We start from the raw sequence: 15,441 nt of genomic DNA on the forward strand, positions 1-15,441 counted from the left end.
ATGGAGATCCTGAACGCCCTCGCGCTGTTCACCAACTTCGTGGGCCTGCCGGCGCTGGCCTACGGCAGCCAGCTGGCGCTGGGCGCGCTGGGGGTGACGCTGATCTATGCGGTGCTGCGCTTCACCTTCTTCGCACACGGCGACCTGATGGCCTTCGGCACCATGGTGGTGGTGCTGGCGACCTGGGGGCTGCAGGCGATGGGGGTGGGCCTCGGGCCCCTGCCCACGGCGCTGCTGGCGCTGCCGGCGGGGATCGCGGCGGCGGCGGGCTTCACGCTGCTGAGCGACCGCTGGGTCTTCGCCTTCTACCGCCGCCAGAAGGCGAAGCCGGTGGTGTTCATGATCGCCTCGGTGGGCGTGATGTTCCTGCTCAACGGCATCGTGCGCATCGTCATCGGCCCCGACGACCAGCGCTTCGCCGACGGCGAGCGGTTCCTGTTCACCGTCGGCGATTTCCGCGACTGGAGCGGGCTGGACGAGGGCGTCGCCTTCCGCTCCACCCAGGCGCTGACCATCGTCGCCGCCGTCATCGCCATGGCGGCCCTGTTCTGGTTCCTGCAGCGCACCCGCATGGGCAAGGCGATGCGGGCCTATTCGGACGAGGAGGATCTCGCCCTCCTCTCCGGCGTCGACCCGGCGAAGGTCGTGCGCACCGCCTGGATCCTGGCCGCCGCGCTCGCGACCCTGGCGGGGGTGCTCTACGGCCTCGACAAGTCGTTCAAGCCCTTCACCTACTTCCAGCTGCTGCTGCCGATCTTCGCCTCGGCGATCCTGGGGGGCATCGGCAATCCGGTGGGCGCCGTGGTGGGGGCCTATATCGTCGCCTTCTCCGAGGTCATGGTCACCTACGCCTACCGCAAGTTCGCGGGCTACCTGCTGCCCGAGGGGGCGATGCCCGAGGGGCTGCTGCAGCTGCTGTCCACCGACTACAAGTTCGCGGTCAGCTTCGTGATCCTGGTGGTGGTGCTGCTGGCCCGGCCGACGGGCATCTTCCGGGGGAAGGTCATATGAGCTGGCTTCAGGGGCCCGCGCGGGGGCCGCTCCTCTACCTCGTCATGGCGCTGCTGCTGGCGCTGGTGGGCGTGGCGCAGAGCTGGAACGTGGCGCTGGCGATCCTCAACATGTGCCTGGTCTCGGCGGTGATGGCGCTGGGGGCGAACATCGCCTGGGGCTACGCGGGGCTGATGAACGTGGGCCTGATGGGCTTCGCGGCGCTGGGCGGGCTGGCGGTGGTGCTCGCCGCCCAGCCGCCCGTGCCCGAGGCCTGGTCCGCCGGCGGCCTGCGCCTGCTGGGAACCGGCGCGGCGCTGGTCGCCTCGGTCGCGGCCATTGCGCTGGTGCGCGCGCGGCTGGCGAAGGGCCGGCTGCGGGCGCTGGCGACCGTCGCAATGGTGGTGGGGGCCTACGCGCTGGTGCGCTTCCTCTTCGATCCCGCCACCGACGCGATCGAGGCGGTGGACCCCGCCGTCACCGGCTACCTGGGCGGGCTGGGCCTGCCCTCAGCGACCGGCTGGCTGCTGGGCGGGCTGCTGGCGGCGGGGGCGGCCTGGCTGATCGGCAAGGTCAGCCTCGGCCTGCGCTCGGACTATTTCGCCATCGCGACGCTGGGGATCTCCGAGATCGTCATCGCCGTCCTGAAGAACGAGGACTGGCTGGCCCGCGGCGTGAAGAACGTCACCGGCCTGCCGCGGCCCGCGCCCTACGAGGTCGACCTGCAGGCCTCCGCCGCCTTCGTCGAGCGCGCCCAGGCCTGGGGGCTGGACCCGGCCGAGGCCTCGGGGATCGTCGTGAAGCTGTGCTACGCCGCGCTCTTCGCCGCGGTGCTGGGCGTGCTGCTGTGGCTGGCCGAGCGGGCGCTGAACTCCCCCTGGGGGCGGATGATGCGCGCGATCCGCGACAACGAGGTCGCGGCCGAGGCGATGGGCAAGGATGTGGTGAAGCGCCGCCTGCAGACCTTCATCCTCGGCTCGGCCGTGGTGGGGATCGGGGGGGCGATGATGGTCAGCTTCGACGGCCAGTTCACCCCCGGCGCCTATCAGCCGCTGCGCTTCACCTTCCTGATCTGGGTGATGGTGATCGTGGGCGGCTCGGGCAACAACTGGGGCTCGGTGCTGGGCGGCTTCCTGATCTGGTTCGTGTGGATCGAGGCCGAGCCCGTCGGCCGCTGGCTGATGGACGCCGCCACCGCCTGGGCGCCCGAGGGCAACGCCTTCGCCGCCCACCTGCAGGAGGGGGCGGCCCACATGCGCATGATCTTCATGGGCGCGATCCTGCTGCTGGTCCTGCGCTTCGCGCCCCGCGGCCTGATGCCCGAGAAGGTCCGCCGCTGACCCGCCGCCGGGCCCGGCCTGCGTCGGCGCCGCGATCCAAGGGGGCGCGGGCCGTGAGGCGGCAAAGAAAAGCCGCCGGCGCGGACGCCGGAGGAGGTGGTGCAAAAAGTCATGTCCGCACATCGTGTTGGTCCGCTTCGAGCCCGAAGCCGACGCACGGAGTCGCGCGTCCGCGGCCGGAGCGGTCTCGCGCCCTGCCGTAAGCCCGACATACGATGACGCGGATCATCGTGCGAGGGACCTGGCCGCAGCTAGAATAGCTGCGCGTCGGCCGGCATCCCTTGGCGATCCGGGCGCCGCAGGCGATGGACGGAGCCGGCCATGAAAGACCCCTTCACGCTCCCGCTTCGTGCGGGCATTCTCGCGACGCTCGGCGCCGCGTCGCTGCTCGCCTTCGGGACCGCTGCCGAAGCCTGCAGCCGCATCCTCTACCAGACGGGGGCAGGCGCCTACATCACCGGTCGAAGCATGGATTGGAACGATCTCGCGATGCAGACCGCGTTCTGGGCCTTTCCCCGCGGCATGGATCGGGACGGCGGCGTCGGCGAGGCGTCGATCAAGTGGACCTCGAGATACGGCTCGGTGGTCATCAGCGCCTACGACATCGCGACGAGCGACGGCCTGAACGAGGCGGGGGTCGCCGGCAATCTGCTCTACCTCGCCGAGTCCGATTTCGGGGACGCGGCCGACAGGGGCAAGCCGCTGCTCTCGGTCGGCGCGTGGCTCCAGTACCTGCTCGACAACTACGGCTCCGTGGCGGAGGCGGTCGCGGCGCTGGAGCCCGACCCTTTCACCGTCGTTCCCGTGACCGCCCCCAACGGGCGCCCGGCCACGGTCCACATCGCGCTCTCGGATGCCGGCGGCGACTCCGCGATCCTCGAGTACATCGGCGGCGAACTCAGAATTCATCACAGCCGCGACTACAGGGTGATGACGAACTCGCCGACCTTCGATCAGCAGCTCGCCATCAACGCCTACTGGAAGCTGGTCGGGGGCAGGAACTTCCTGCCGGGGACCATCGGCGCGGCGGACCGCTTCGTCCGTCTCAGCTACGCCCTCGAGTCGTCCCCGAAGTTCGAGGACCGTCGCGCGGCCGTCGCCGCGGTCATGTCGCAAATGCGCGCCATCGGCGTGCCGCTCGGGATGAGCGACCCGGACAAGCCCAACATCTCGTCCACGCTCTGGCGGTCCGTGATCGACCATGACGCCAGGCGCTACTACTTCGACTCGGTCATCAATCCGTCGGTCGTGTGGGTGGACCTCGACGACCTTGACCTGGGCCCCGGCGCGCGGCCCATGACGCTGAAGCTGGGCGTTCCCGACAGCGCCGGAGGCGATGTCTCGTCGCGTCTGCAACCGGCCGAACCGTTCGCATTCGCAAGACCCTGAACTGCTCGACCCGTCCGCCCCGCCGCCGATCGAGCCCCTTTCGTCGATCCCACAACGGAAGTCAGTTTCGTCCCGCGCAGCGGACCAACACGGTTTACAGACATGCCCAAGAAAAACCGCCGGCGCGGGCGCCGGCGGTTTCGATCGTCCGGGACTGCGGATCATTCGGCGGGGGCGAGGCCCCACTTCACGGCGGTCGTCTCGAAGAAGCCTTCCAGCTTCTTGATCTTGATCCAGTTGTTCACGTAATTGATCCAGACCTGATCGGCCTGCGGCAGCAGCATCGCGATGGGCGAGGGGGCGCGCGGGTCGCCGACCTCGATCCGGGTCACGTTCGGAAACTTCTCGGTCAGCGTCGCGCCCTCGATGTTCGAGGTCACGAAGACGTCGGCGCGCCCGGCCAGCACCTCCTGGTAGCCGCGGGCGGGGGCCTCGACGACCTTGATGGTCGCGTTGGGGAACCACGCCTTCACGTATTTCTCGAAGGTGGTGCCCAGCGTGGTGGCGACCGTCACCTCGGGCTTGTCGATGTCGGCCCAGTCGGCGAAGCGGTCGGCCTTGTCCTGGGTGGTGAAGGGCAGGATCACCACCGTGAGGTAGCTGTCCGAATAGCCCGCCACCTTCATCCGCGCCGGGCTGATCGAGGCCGAGCCGGTGAGGTGGTATTTCCCCGCCACCACGCCGTTGACCAGGGTCTTCCAGTCGGTGGGCACGAACTCGAGCTCGACGCCCAGGTCGGCGGCCAGCGCCTCCATCACGTCGATGTCGTAGCCCTTGTAGCTGTTCGAGGCGGGGTCCCGCACGCTCATCGGGTTCCAGTCGCCGGTGGTCCCCACCTTCAGCACGCCGCCGTTCAGCACGTCCTGAAGCGCGGACTGCGCGGCTGCGGGCAGGGCGCCCAGCGCCAGGGTCAGCATCGCTGCGGCCGCGAGGCCCCGGCCGAGAAGTCGTCGCATCTCTCTCTCCGTTCCGCGCCGGTCGCACGCTCCCCCGCGGCGCCCGGCCAGTTGCTCCCGCGCGCCGCGTGGCGGCCGACCGTGGGGCGGGCGGCGGGCGGGGCGCGGGTGCGACCATAGCACTTCGATCGGGCGTGTCAGTCGCAAAGGCGCGGTCCGGACGCCTGCATCCGCGCGCGCAGGGCGCCGCAAGGCGGAGGGACGGGACCGGATCCCGGTTTGACATTCCGCCCCGCGACGTCGCTGATGGCGCCATCATGGAGACCTGGGTCCTTCTCGCGCTCGGCGCGGCCTTCCTTCAGAACCTGCGCTTCGCGCTGCAGAAGCGCCTGGCCGGCGCGCTCGGCTCGGCCGGCGGCGCGGGCGCGCGCTTCGTCTTCGCGGCCCCGCTGGCGGCGCTGGGCCTCGCGGCCCTGTGCCTCGCGCGGGGGGAGACGCCGCCGGCGCCCAGCTGGGCGTTCCTGGGCTTCTGCGTGGGCGGCGGGCTCGCGCAGATGGCCGCGACCCGGCTGATCGTGGGGCTTTTCGCGCACCGCAGCTTCGCCGCCGCCATGGCCTACACCAAGACCGAGGCGCTGCAGACCGCGCTGTTCGGCGCGCTGCTGCTGGGCGACCGGCTGCCGCTCGCGGCCTGGGGGGCGATCGGCCTGGGGATCTTCGGCGTGCTGATGATCTCGAGCCCGCCCGAGGGTCTGCGTCCGGGCGCCCTGCTGGACCGGCGGGCGCTGATCGGCATCGCCTCGGGCGGGCTCTTCGGCCTCTCGGCGGTGGCCTACCGCGGCGCCACGCTGGCGCTGCCCGAGGGCGACGCGGCGCTGCGGGCGCTGACCGCGCTGGCGGCGGTGACGCTGCTCCAGGCCGGGCTGACGGCGGTGCAGCTCGAGGTCGGGCGGCGGGGCGACATGGCGCGCCTGCTGCGCGCCTGGCGGCCGGGGGTCGCGGTGGGGCTGACGGGGGTCGGCGCCTCGCTGGGCTGGTTCTGCGCGCTGGCGCTGCGCGATGCGGGCTCGGTGCGCATGGTCGGGCAGGTGGAGGTGGTCTTCACGCTGGCCGCCTCGATCCTGATGTTCGGCGAACGGCCCGGACGGCGCGAGATCGCCGGCGTCCTCGTGGTCAGCCTCGCCATCGTCGCCCTGGTGCTGGCGACGCGCTGAGCCCGGGCGCCGAGAGGCCTGCGCCTCCCACGCCCCTCGCCCGCCCTCGCCCGCGCCGCCTCGGCTCCGCGCGCCCGGCCCGCCCCATGGGCGCCCCGGGCTCGACCCGGGGCCGCTCCCCGCTGCGCGTCCGGGCGCGAGGCGGGCGGAAGAGCGTGGGGGCAGGGGATGGGCGCGCCCGGGGCGGGGCGCGGGATCCGCCGCGCCCCGCGTCGTCACGACCGGCGGAGCGGCCCTCGGGGCGGGTTCCGCGGGCGGGTCGATGCGGCTAGGCTCGGCGCCGCACGCCCCCCGTCCGGGCGCGTCCCCGCGGCGCGCCGGCCCCCTCCCGGAGGTTCTTCATGACCGGCATCCGCCGCATCCGGCCCGTCCGGGCCGCGCCTCTGATCGCGCTCGCCGCGGCCCTGGCGCTGGCCGGCTGCGGAAGCGGCGCGCAGGGCGGCGCGGCCTGGGGGTGGTACGTGGTCTCGCCCTGGACGGCGGGGGGACGCTCGAACTTGCTGTTCCTGCTGGGGGGCTCTGGGACACGATCCTGCTGTCCGCCACCGCCATGGCGATCTCGGTGCTGGTGGGGATCGCGGTGGCCCTGCCGGGGGTCGGGCGCAACCGCTGGGGGCGGCGCTTCAACCTCGCCTATGTCGAGATCGTGCGCGCGGTCCCGATCCTGGTGCTGATCCTGTGGGTCTACTACGGCCTGCCGGTGGTCGCGGGCATCGCCATCAACGTGTTCTGGGCCGGCGTGCTGGCGCTGGCGCTCTCGGACTCGGCCTTCGAGGCCGAGATCTTCCGCGCCGGCATCCAGTCGATCCCCAAGGGCCAGACCGAGGCCGCCCAGTCCATGGGCCTCGACCGCCTGCAGGTGATGCGCCTCGTGATCCTGCCCCAGGCGATCCGTCGGATCCTGCCCCCGCTGGCGAACCAGTTCGCCTACATGCTCAAGATGTCGGCCCTGGTCTCGGTGATCGGCATGCAGGAGCTGACGCGGCGGGCCAACGAGCTGGTGGTGACCGAATATCGCCCGCTGGAGATCTACACGGTCCTGGTCCTCGAATACCTGGCGCTGATCCTGCTGGTCTCCCAGGCGGTGCGCTGGCTGGAGCGGCGGATGTCGCGCAGCGGAGAGCACTGAGGCCGCCATGGACGTCGCGCGATGAGAGCCGCTCCGGGCGCCTCGCGGCTGGCGGGCGCGGTGGCGCTGACGCAGCTGATCGGCTGGGGGTCGACCTACTCGATCCCCGCCGTGCTGGCGCGTCCGATGGCCGAGGCGCTGGGGATGCCGCTGGCGGTCGCCTTCGGCGCCTCCTCGGCCTTCCTGCTGGCGATGGCGGGGATCTCGCCCTGGCTCGGCCCCGCGTTCGAGCGCCGGGGCGCCCGGCCGCTGCTGGCGCTGGGCTCGCTGACGCTGGCGGCGGGGCTGGGGCTGCTGGCGGCGAGCCCGAACCCCGCGGTCTACTTCCTCGCCTGGCTGGTGATGGGGGCGGGGGGCGCGATGGCGCTCTCGAACGGCGCCAACGTGCTGCTGGCCGAGCGGCTGGGCGCGGGCGCGCGGCGCGCGATCTCGGCGGCGATGCTGGTCTCGGGGCTCGCCTCGACCTGCTCCTTCCCGGTGATGCTGTGGCTGGAGCCTGAGCTGGGCTGGCGGGGCACGCTCGCGGTCTATGCGCTGGCGAACCTGCTGGTCTGCGCGCCGCTCCACTGGATCGTGCCGGGGCCGCGCCCCACGCCCGCGCCCGCGCCCGCCCCGGCCCCCGTGGTCCCGCCCGGGGAGGCGGAGGCGCCGCCCCCCGCGCGCCCCGCCCCCGCGGTCGCCGCGGCCGAGCGGGCGCGCTTCGCCTGGCTGGCGCTGGCGATGTCGCTGGCGGGCATGATCTCCTGGGGGCTCGGCGTGGCGCTGCCCGAGACGCTGGCCGCGCTGGGGGCCGAGACGCGGACCGCGGTGCTGCTGGCGGGCGTGGTGGGGGTGGCGCAGGTGGCGGCGCGGGGCGTGGATTTCGCGCTGCGCGCGCCGTGGCCCTCGCTGAGCCTCGCGATCCTCGCCGCCGCGGGGATGCCGGTCGCCTTCGCCACGCTGGGCCTGGGAGGCGGGAGCGTGGCGTCGGCCGTGCTCTTCGCCTGCATCTACGGGGCGGGGACGGGGCTTCTGTCGGTGTGCCGGGCGACGCTGCCGCTGGAGCTGTTCGATCCGGGCGCCTATGCGCGGATGGTCACCCGGCTGGCGCTGCCGATGAACCTGGCCTTCGCCGCGGCGGGGCCGCTCTTCGGCTGGCTGCTCTCGGTCTTCGGCGCGGCGGGGCCGGTGTGGGCGGGGTTCCTCGGCGCGCTGGGCGCGCTGGCGGCGCTGCTGCGGCTGCGGGCGCTGCGCTAGGGGCCGGGCGCCGGGGCCTAGACCACCTGGCCGATGCGGGCGGCGACGGCGGCGATGCGGCGCTCGTCGCGGCGGTAGAAGGTCCATTGCCGGGTGCGCTTGGCCACCACCAGCCCCGCGCTGATCAGCTGCTGCATGTGGCGGTGGAGCGTGGGCTGGCTGACGCCGAGCTTGTCGGCGAGGAACACCGCGCAGACCCCGTCGCGCACCAGGTCCCCGTCGCGCTGCGGCGGGAAGTGCTTCACCGGATCGCGCAGCCAGCCCAGCACCGCCAGCCGCTTGTCGGAGGCCAGCGCCTTCAGCGCCTCGACCAGCTCTGCGGTGGCGCGGTCCGGCTTCGGGCCTGCCTCGTCCGCGTCCTGCGTGTCCGGCTCGCGCCGGGTCGCTCGCGAAGTGTGCGCCTGCAAGTGTTAGCCTCTTTGCTAAGTTGAGAACTTGTGCCATGCGGAGGGCCGAGACTCAAGACCCGGGAGCATCACCATGCCCGTCGCCGCGCTGAAGCTGACCTGCCGCCAGGACGTCGAGGACGCCTACCGCCAGATCGTGCCCCACGTGCGCCGAACCCCGGTGATCGAGGTGGACCCGCAGGATTTCGGCCTGGACGGATTCCGGCTGTTCCTGAAGCTCGAGCTGATGCAGCACGGCGGCTCCTTCAAGACGCGGGGCGCCTTCGCGAACCTGCTGTGCCGGCGCGCGCCGGCGGCGGGGGTGGTGGCGGCCTCGGGCGGCAATCACGGCGTGGCGGTGGCCTTCGCGGCCGCGCGCACCGGAGTTCCGGCCACGATCTTCGTGCCCACCGCCTCCAACCCCGCCAAGGTCGAGGCGATCCGCGCCCTGGGGGCCGAGGCCCGCGTGGTCGGCGAGCGCTACGACGAGGCGCGCGCCGCCGCCGAGGCCCATGCCGAGGCGACCGGCGCCCTCTCGATCCACGCCTACGACAGCCATGAGACGCTCTGCGGCCAGGGCACGGTGGCGCTGGAGTTCGAGGCGCAGGCCGCCCCGGACACGGTGCTGGTGGCGACCGGTGGCGGCGGGCTGATCTCGGGCATGGCGGCCTACCTGTCGGGCCTGCGCCGGCTGGTGGCGGTGGAGCCCGAGGCCGCCCCGACCCTGCACATGGCGCTCGCCGCCGGCCGTCCGGTGGATGCGCCGGGGGGCGGCGTCGCGGCCGACAGCCTCGCGCCGCGCCGGGTGGGCGAGATCGGGTTCCCGCTGGCCAAGCGCTACGTGGCCCGCTCGGCGCTGGTCTCGGATGCGGCGATCGTCGAGGCGCAGAAGCGCCTGTGGTCGGTCTGCCGGGTGGCGGCGGAGCCGGCGGGCGCCGCGGCGCTGGCCGCGCTGTTGTCGGGCGCCTACAAGCCCGACCGCGGCGAGGCGGTGGGCCTGCTGGTCTGCGGCGGCAACACCGATGCGGTGAACTTCGCCTGACGCCTGCCGCGGAGGCCGCCCTGCGGGCGGCGCTCGCCCCTGCGGGGCGGAGGCTCAGGGCGCCCCTGCGGGGCGCCCCTGCGGGGCGTGGGCGCCTCAGGCCTCGGCGGACTCGAGCGCGGCGGCGGCCTCGGCGAGGGCCTGGGGCAGGGCGGTCTCGAAGGCGTCGAGCATCTCGGGGGTGCCGGCGGAGACGCGGATGCAGCGGTTCTCGGGCTCGACGAAGGGCATGCGCACGAAGACGCCGCGCTCGATCAGGGCCGAGAGCACCGCCTTGGCGAAGTCGCCGTCGCGCCCGCAGTCGACCGCCACGAAGTTGGTGGCCGAGGGCAGCGCCGACAGGCCGTTCTTCTCGGCGATCTCGCCGATACGCCCGCGGGCGGCCTCGACCCGGGCCCGGATCTGCGGGATCCAGTCCGCGTCGGCGAGCGAGGCGGCCGCCCCGACCAGGCCGATGCGGTTCATGCCGAAGTGGTTCTTGACCTTGTTGAAGGCCGCGATCATCCGCTTGGTGGCGATCGCGTAGCCCACCCGCATCCCCGCCATGCCGTAGGCCTTGGAGAAGGTGCGCATCCGCACCACGCGGGGATCCTCGGGGTCGATCTCGGGGGCCGTGCCCTCGGGCGCGAACTCGATGTAGGCCTCGTCGAGGCACAGGACCGAGTCGGAGGGCATCGCGGCGATCATCGCCTGCATCTTCGAGGCCGGCCACCAGGTGCCCATCGGGTTGTCGGGGTTGGCGATGTAGACCAGCGGCGCCGCCTCGCGCGCGGCTGCGGCCAGCAGCGCGTCTGGATCCTCGTGGTCGTCGCGGTAGGGGACCTTCACCAGCCGGCCGCCGAAGCTCGCCACATGGTAGTTGAAGGTCGGGTAGGCGCCGTTGGAGGTCACCACCGGCGTGCCCTCGGAGACCAGAACCCGCGCCAGCAGGCCCAGCAGCCCGTCCACGCCCTCACCCACGATGATGTTCTCGAAGGGCACGCCGTGCTTGGCGGCCAGCGCCTCGCGCAGCTCGCGATGCTCGGCGTCGGCGTACATCCAGCACTCGGGCAGCGCCTGCGCCATCGCGGCCAGCGCCCGGGGCGAGGGGCCGAAGACGTTCTCGTTCGCGCCCAGGCGGGCGGAGAACGGCCGGCCCAGCGCACGCTGCTGCTGCTCGGGGCTGACGAAGGGAATGGTGGCCGGCAGGCGCTCGACCAGGGGCGTGAAATGCGGACGGGACATGGGCGCCTCCTCACTGCCGGCGCGCGGGAGCACGCGAAAGGGGTGGGCGCGCATATCCGCTCGCGGCCCCTGGCGTCAAGCGCACGGCGTCGTGAACGCCGCCGGATTCACGGGCGGGGCGGCGCGGAATCCACGCCCCGGCGGCGCCGACCGCCGGTTGGCGATTGACGCCGCGCCGCGCCCCGGTCTAACGCTCGCGCGCGATCCTGCGATGCAGCAAGCGGAGGCCGTCCATGGTCCAGCGTCTTCACCTCGTCTTCGGGGGCGAGCTCGTGAATCCGTCCTCGAACCAGTTCATCGACGTCTCGAAGATCGACATCGTGGGGATCTATCCCAACTACGCCGCCGCGTTCACCGCCTGGAAGGCCGCCGCCCAGCGCACCGTGGACGACGCCCATACCCGCTATTTCATCGCCCACCTGCACCGCCTGCGCGACGAGGAGCGCGAGGCGAGCCCCACCGAGGAGCTGGGCTGAGCCCCTCGATGCTGGGCCGGGTCCGACGCTCGCCGCGCCTGCGCCGGCTCGCGGCCTCGCTGGGGGCGTGGTACATCCGGCTGGTCGACCGCACCACGCGGTGGGAGATCCCCGACCCCGCCCTGCGCGACCGCATCCGCGGCCAGCGCGAGCGCATCGTGATCGCCATCTGGCACGGCCGCCTGCTGATGATCCCGGCCGAAATGCCGCCGGGCGGCCGAGTGCACGCGATGATCTCGGCCAACCGCGACGGCGACATCATCGCCGACTGCGTGGGCCGGTTCGGCATCGCCTCGATGCGCGGCAGCTCGCGCGATCCCCGCAAGCCCCACAAGCGCAAGGGCGGCGCCGCGGTGGCCGCCGAGGCGATGGAGCTGCTGGCCGAGCATGAGCGCATCGCCGTGGCGCTCAGCCCCGACGGGCCGCGCGGGCCCCGGATGCGCGCCCAGCCCGGGGTCGCCACCGTCTCGGCCACGATGGGCGTGCCGGTGATGCCCTTCTCCTATTCCACCAACCGCGGCTTCGTGGCCGGCAGCTGGGACGGCTTCTTCGTGCCCCTCCCCTTCGGCCGCGGGGTGAAGGTCTGGGGCCCGGTGATCGAGCCGCCCGAGGACCGCTCGCCCGAGGGGATCGAGGCCCACCGCCTGCATATCGAACAGGCCCTGACCCGGATCACTCAGGACGCCGACCGCCGCATGGGCCGCACGCCTGTCGAGCCCGCGGCCCCCGGCGCGCGGCGCTGAGCATGTCCACCCCCGCCCTCACCCTCTACCTGGCGCTCGCCCGCCTCGGCGGACCGCTCGCGCCCCGGCTGCTGGCGCGGCGCGCGGCGAAGGGCAAGGAAGAGCCCGCGAGGATGCGCGAGAAGCTGGGCGAGGCGGCGCTGGCGCGGCCCGCCGGTCCGCTCGCCTGGTTCCACGCGGCCTCGGTGGGCGAGTCCCTCTCGGTGCTGGGGCTGATCGAGGAGATGCGCGCGGCGCGCCCCGACGTCTCGGTGCTGGTCACCACCGGCACGCTCACCTCGGCGAAGCTGATGGCGACGCGGCTGCCCGCGGGCTGCCGGCACCAGTTCGCGCCGCTCGACCTCGGCCGCGCCCCGCGCCGCTTCGTCGAGCACTGGCGCCCCGACCTCTGCGTCTGGGTGGAAAGCGAGATCTGGCCCGCGCTGGTCGAGGCCGCCGGCCGCTCCGGCGCGCCGATGGCGCTGGTCAACGCGCGGATGTCGGAGGCCTCCGCCCGCGGCTGGGCCCGCGCGCCGGGGATGATCGCCCACCTGCTGCGCCGCTTCTCGGCGGTGCTCGCGCAGGACGCGGACGGGGCCGCGCGCCTGCGCCGGCTGGGGGCGGAGGGGGCGCGGGCCTCGGGTTCGCTGAAGGCAGGCGCGGCGCCGCCCGACCGGCCCAACCTGCGCAAGGCCGCCCTGGCGGCGCTGCGGGGGCGCCCGGTGTGGCTCGCCGCCTCCACCCACGAGGGCGAGGAGATGGAGGTGGCCGAGGCCCAGCGCGTCGCCGCCGCCCGCGTGCCCGGCCTCGTCTGCCTGCTGGTCCCCCGCCACCCCGAGCGAGGCGAGGCGATCGCGCGCGAGCTGTGGTCGCGCAGCCTGCGGGTCGCGCGCCGCGGCCGTGGCCAGGCGATCGGCCCGCAGGACGAGATCCACGTGGCCGACACGCTGGGCGAGATGGGGGCCTGGCTGCGGCTGGCCCCGGTCGCCTTCATCGGCGGCTCGCTGGTCGACCGGGGCGGGCACAACCCGCACGAGCCGACCGCGCTGGGCGCGGCGATCCTGCATGGCCCCCACGTGGGCAACTTCCGCGCCGACTACGCCGCCCTCGCCGCCGCCGGCGGCGCCCGGCAGGTCGCCGACGGCGTGGCCCTGGGCGAGGCGGTGGCCGACCTGCTGAGCGACCCCGCCGCGCGCGAGCGCATGGTCGATGCCGCCCGCGCGGCGCTGGGCGACGGCCGCGGCGCGACGGAGGCGACGCTCGAGGCGCTGCTTCCCCTGCTGCCGCAGCGCGTCGAGGCGCCCTCTCCCTGGGCGCTCGCCCCCCGCCCGCCGGACGCGGACCCCGACGCCGAGGCCGCCCCGGGGGCGGCGCGCTGATGCGCGCGCCCGCCTTCTGGTCGAACCCGCCCGAGCGGCCGGGGCCGCTGGCGCGGCTGCTGGCGCCGCTGGGCCGGGTCTACGCCTGGGCGACCGCGCGGCGGGTGGCGCGGGCGCCGGACTGGCGGGCGCCGGTCCCGGTGATCTGCGTGGGCAACCTGACCGCGGGCGGCGCGGGCAAGACGCCGACGGTGCTGGCGATCCTCGAGATCCTCGCCGACCTGCGGATCGAGGCGCATGTGCTCAGTCGCGGCCATGGCGGCGCGGCCGTGCGCGGGGCGCCGCGGCGGGTGGACATGCGCGCCGACACGGCCGCGGAGGTGGGCGACGAGCCCCTGCTGCTCGCGGCCTTCGCCCCGGTCTGGGTCTGCGCCGACCGGGCCGCGGCCGCGAAGGCCGCCGTCGCCGCCGGCGCGCAGGCGCTGGTGATGGACGACGGCTTCCAGAACCCCGGCCTCGCCAGGGATTTCTCGCTGGTCGTGGTCGACGCCGCCTCCGGCTTCGGCAACGGCCTGCCGATCCCCGCGGGCCCCCTGCGCGAGACGGTGGACGCGGGTCTCGCCCGCGCCCAGGCCGTGCTGCTGATCGGCGCCCCCGCCGCGCGCGCCCGTGCCCTTGCCCGCTGGCCGGCGCTGGCGCGCCTGCCGCTGCACGAGGGCGAGGTGCGCGCCCGCGAGATCGGCATCGACTGGCGGGGCGAGAAGGTGCTGGCCTTCGCCGGCATCGCACGCCCCGAGAAGTTCTTCGCCACGCTGCGGGGCCTGGGCGCCGATCTCGTCGCCGCCCATGCCTTCCCCGATCACGCGCCCTTCGAGCCGAAGGCGCTGCGCCGCCTCGAATCGGAGGCCGCCGCGCTGGGCGCGCGCATGGTCACCACCGAGAAGGACGCCGTGCGCCTGCCGGCCGCCTTCCGCGGCAAGGCGATGCCGCTGCCGGTGCACCTGGCGCTGGAGGGCGAGGGGCTGCGCGCCGCTCTCGAGACCGTGTGTTCACATAGAGTTAACCTAACGCCCTGAATTTGACGTAATTAGAACAGACGCGCGCCGCCTCCCGCCGCTCTCCTTCAGCTGTCCCTCGGTCGTGACGCCTGTCCGCGCACGACGGAATTCCTGGGGCGCGTTCGCCTGACGATCCATTCGCCTGGCGGCGCGCCCCGTTTTTTTGTCAGCCGCACGCCGTCCGCCCCGAGGCCGCCTCCGCCACCGCCCGGCAAGCGATCACCTTGACCAGGTGCGCGCGGTAGTCCGCCGGCGCCTGCACGTCGGCGAGCATCCCCTCGGCCGAGACGCAGAGCGGCGCCAGCGCGCCGGGGGAGAAGTCGGAGGCGAGGAGCTGCTCCGCCTCCGTCCAGCGGTAGACGCCGGAGGCCGAGGCCCCCGTCACCGCCACCCGCACCCGCCCCCCCGCGAAGCGCGCGACGAAGACGCCCGCCAGCGCGAAGCGCGAGGCGGGCTGGCGGAAGCGCACGTAGGCGGCGGCCAGCGGCAGGGGCAGGCGGACCTCGGTGACGATCTCGCCCGCGCGCAGGTCGGTGTCGAAGAGGCCGCGGAACCAGGCGTCGGCCGCGATCTCCCGCGGGCCCGCGAGGCCGCGCACCCGGACCACGCCGCCCAGGCCCAGCACGGCGGCGGGCCAGCAGGCGGCGGGGTCGTTGTTGGCGAGGCTGCCGCCGATGGTGCCGCGGTGGCGCACGGCGGGGTCGCCGATGCCGCCCGCCAGCCGCGCCAGCGCCGGCAGCGGCGCCTCGGCGGCGACCCGGGCGTGGGGGGTGGCGCCGCGGATGCGGATCTCCCCGCCCTCCACGCGCAGGCCCACCAGCTCGGGCAGGGCGGCGAGCGCCACCACCCGGCCGGGCATCGCCAGCCGCTGGCGCAGCGCGGGGATCAGCGTCTGCCCGCCGCCCAGCGGCAGCGCGTCCTCGGCCTGAAGGGCGGTCACGGCCTCGGCCAGCGAGGCGGGCCGCACGAAATCGAGCGAATACATCGGCAAGGCGTCCGGCGGCGGGAGCGCGGGGCGAA

15 protein-coding genes are annotated in these 15,441 nt (G+C 74.1%); 11 read left to right on the top strand and 4 right to left on the bottom strand.

The genetic code is table 11. From position 1 onward, the window contains the following. The 3 genes from BM064_RS05050 to BM064_RS05060 all read left to right on the top strand — a co-directional run bounded on the left by BM064_RS05050 (position 1) and on the right by BM064_RS05060 (position 3,719). Positions 1 to 1,011, top strand: coding sequence for a branched-chain amino acid ABC transporter permease (locus BM064_RS05050; protein ID WP_092858491.1), 1,011 nt, complete (start codon positions 1 to 3; stop codon positions 1,009 to 1,011). After that, entirely contained in the window at positions 1,008 to 2,330 is a 1,323-nt protein-coding gene (locus tag BM064_RS05055; protein ID WP_092858493.1) for a branched-chain amino acid ABC transporter permease, read from the top strand. Before BM064_RS05050 ends, BM064_RS05055 begins: the two co-directional genes overlap by 4 nt. A 321-nt stretch (positions 2,331 to 2,651) precedes the next feature. Beyond that, positions 2,652 to 3,719, top strand: coding sequence for a linear amide C-N hydrolase (locus BM064_RS05060; protein WP_092858495.1), 1,068 nt, complete (start codon positions 2,652 to 2,654; stop codon positions 3,717 to 3,719). A gap of 161 nt (positions 3,720 to 3,880) precedes the next feature. Here the strand turns inward: BM064_RS05060 and BM064_RS05065 are convergent, their stop codons facing one another. Continuing rightward, positions 3,881 to 4,675 (bottom strand): transporter substrate-binding domain-containing protein, encoded by a 795-nt coding sequence (locus tag BM064_RS05065; RefSeq protein ID WP_092858497.1) that lies wholly within the window; start codon positions 4,673 to 4,675, stop codon positions 3,881 to 3,883. 257 nt (positions 4,676 to 4,932) lie between these two features. On the opposite strand from BM064_RS05065, the gene BM064_RS05070 reads away from it, so the two are divergent. The 3 genes from BM064_RS05070 to BM064_RS05080 all read left to right on the top strand — a co-directional run bounded on the left by BM064_RS05070 (position 4,933) and on the right by BM064_RS05080 (position 8,194). Further along, on the top strand, positions 4,933 to 5,829 hold the full coding sequence (locus BM064_RS05070; protein WP_092858499.1) for an EamA family transporter: 897 nt from the start codon (positions 4,933 to 4,935) through the stop codon (positions 5,827 to 5,829). Positions 5,830 to 6,283: 454 nt separating this feature from the next. Further along, positions 6,284 to 6,958, top strand: a complete 675-nt coding sequence (locus BM064_RS05075; protein WP_342741352.1) for an amino acid ABC transporter permease — start codon at positions 6,284 to 6,286, stop codon at positions 6,956 to 6,958. A gap of 21 nt (positions 6,959 to 6,979) precedes the next feature. Then, on the top strand, positions 6,980 to 8,194 hold the full coding sequence (locus BM064_RS05080; RefSeq protein WP_092858501.1) for an MFS transporter: 1,215 nt from the start codon (positions 6,980 to 6,982) through the stop codon (positions 8,192 to 8,194). Between the two features lie 17 nt (positions 8,195 to 8,211). Here the strand turns inward: BM064_RS05080 and BM064_RS05085 are convergent, their stop codons facing one another. After that, on the bottom strand, positions 8,212 to 8,601 hold the full coding sequence (locus tag BM064_RS05085; RefSeq protein WP_218160954.1) for an ArsR/SmtB family transcription factor: 390 nt from the start codon (positions 8,599 to 8,601) through the stop codon (positions 8,212 to 8,214). Between the two features lie 73 nt (positions 8,602 to 8,674). Between BM064_RS05085 and BM064_RS05090 the strand changes: the two genes are divergently transcribed. Next, positions 8,675 to 9,622: a threonine/serine dehydratase gene (locus BM064_RS05090; protein ID WP_092858503.1), complete on the top strand. Its 948-nt coding sequence runs from the start codon at positions 8,675 to 8,677 to the stop codon at positions 9,620 to 9,622. Positions 9,623 to 9,718: 96 nt separating this feature from the next. Here BM064_RS05090 and BM064_RS05095 read toward each other — a convergent pair whose 3' ends face one another. Continuing rightward, on the bottom strand, positions 9,719 to 10,846 hold the full coding sequence (locus BM064_RS05095) for a pyridoxal phosphate-dependent aminotransferase (protein ID WP_092858505.1): 1,128 nt from the start codon (positions 10,844 to 10,846) through the stop codon (positions 9,719 to 9,721). Positions 10,847 to 11,079: 233 nt separating this feature from the next. Between BM064_RS05095 and BM064_RS05100 the strand changes: the two genes are divergently transcribed. Genes BM064_RS05100 through lpxK form a run of 4 tightly spaced genes read left to right on the top strand, consistent with a single transcriptional unit; the run spans position 11,080 to position 14,439 of the window. Next, positions 11,080 to 11,322 (top strand): DUF4170 domain-containing protein, encoded by a 243-nt coding sequence (locus tag BM064_RS05100; protein WP_092858507.1) that lies wholly within the window; start codon positions 11,080 to 11,082, stop codon positions 11,320 to 11,322. A gap of 8 nt (positions 11,323 to 11,330) precedes the next feature. Continuing rightward, positions 11,331 to 12,065 carry a lysophospholipid acyltransferase family protein gene (locus tag BM064_RS05105; RefSeq protein WP_092858509.1) on the top strand — a complete coding sequence of 245 codons (735 nt, stop codon included), beginning with the start codon at positions 11,331 to 11,333 and terminating at the stop codon, positions 12,063 to 12,065. 2 nt (positions 12,066 to 12,067) lie between these two features. After that, positions 12,068 to 13,423 (top strand): 3-deoxy-D-manno-octulosonic acid transferase, encoded by a 1,356-nt coding sequence (locus tag BM064_RS05110; protein WP_092858511.1) that lies wholly within the window; start codon positions 12,068 to 12,070, stop codon positions 13,421 to 13,423. Beyond that, on the top strand, positions 13,423 to 14,439 hold the full coding sequence (gene lpxK, locus BM064_RS05115) for a tetraacyldisaccharide 4'-kinase (protein ID WP_092858513.1): 1,017 nt from the start codon (positions 13,423 to 13,425) through the stop codon (positions 14,437 to 14,439). The genes BM064_RS05110 and lpxK overlap by 1 nt, the downstream gene beginning before the upstream one ends. 148 nt (positions 14,440 to 14,587) lie before the next feature. Here the strand turns inward: lpxK and BM064_RS05120 are convergent, their stop codons facing one another. Continuing rightward, positions 14,588 to 15,406 carry an FAD binding domain-containing protein gene (locus BM064_RS05120; protein WP_092858515.1) on the bottom strand — a complete coding sequence of 273 codons (819 nt, stop codon included), beginning with the start codon at positions 15,404 to 15,406 and terminating at the stop codon, positions 14,588 to 14,590. Positions 15,407 to 15,441: the final 35 nt, after the last annotated feature.

This window comes from Albimonas pacifica, assembly GCF_900113695.1.
Taxonomy (GTDB): domain Bacteria; phylum Pseudomonadota; class Alphaproteobacteria; order Rhodobacterales; family Rhodobacteraceae; genus Albimonas; species Albimonas pacifica.

Bases quoted from the DNA above. Each gene is read 5' to 3' on its own strand.
- BM064_RS05055 (WP_092858493.1), top strand. From the start codon at position 1,008: ATGAGCTGGCTTCAGGGGCCCGCGCGGGGGCCGCTCCTCTACCTCGTC.
- BM064_RS05120 (WP_092858515.1), bottom strand. From the start codon at position 15,406: ATGTATTCGCTCGATTTCGTGCGGCCCGCCTCGCTGGCCGAGGCCGTG.
- BM064_RS05050 (WP_092858491.1), top strand. From the start codon at position 1: ATGGAGATCCTGAACGCCCTCGCGCTGTTCACCAACTTCGTGGGCCTG.
- BM064_RS05080 (WP_092858501.1), top strand. From the start codon at position 6,980: ATGAGAGCCGCTCCGGGCGCCTCGCGGCTGGCGGGCGCGGTGGCGCTG.
- lpxK (WP_092858513.1), top strand. From the start codon at position 13,423: ATGCGCGCGCCCGCCTTCTGGTCGAACCCGCCCGAGCGGCCGGGGCCG.
- BM064_RS05090 (WP_092858503.1), top strand. From the start codon at position 8,675: ATGCCCGTCGCCGCGCTGAAGCTGACCTGCCGCCAGGACGTCGAGGAC.
- BM064_RS05065 (WP_092858497.1), bottom strand. From the start codon at position 4,675: ATGCGACGACTTCTCGGCCGGGGCCTCGCGGCCGCAGCGATGCTGACC.
- BM064_RS05095 (WP_092858505.1), bottom strand. From the start codon at position 10,846: ATGTCCCGTCCGCATTTCACGCCCCTGGTCGAGCGCCTGCCGGCCACC.
- BM064_RS05110 (WP_092858511.1), top strand. From the start codon at position 12,068: ATGTCCACCCCCGCCCTCACCCTCTACCTGGCGCTCGCCCGCCTCGGC.
- BM064_RS05105 (WP_092858509.1), top strand. From the start codon at position 11,331: ATGCTGGGCCGGGTCCGACGCTCGCCGCGCCTGCGCCGGCTCGCGGCC.
- BM064_RS05060 (WP_092858495.1), top strand. From the start codon at position 2,652: ATGAAAGACCCCTTCACGCTCCCGCTTCGTGCGGGCATTCTCGCGACG.
- BM064_RS05070 (WP_092858499.1), top strand. From the start codon at position 4,933: ATGGAGACCTGGGTCCTTCTCGCGCTCGGCGCGGCCTTCCTTCAGAAC.
- BM064_RS05100 (WP_092858507.1), top strand. From the start codon at position 11,080: ATGGTCCAGCGTCTTCACCTCGTCTTCGGGGGCGAGCTCGTGAATCCG.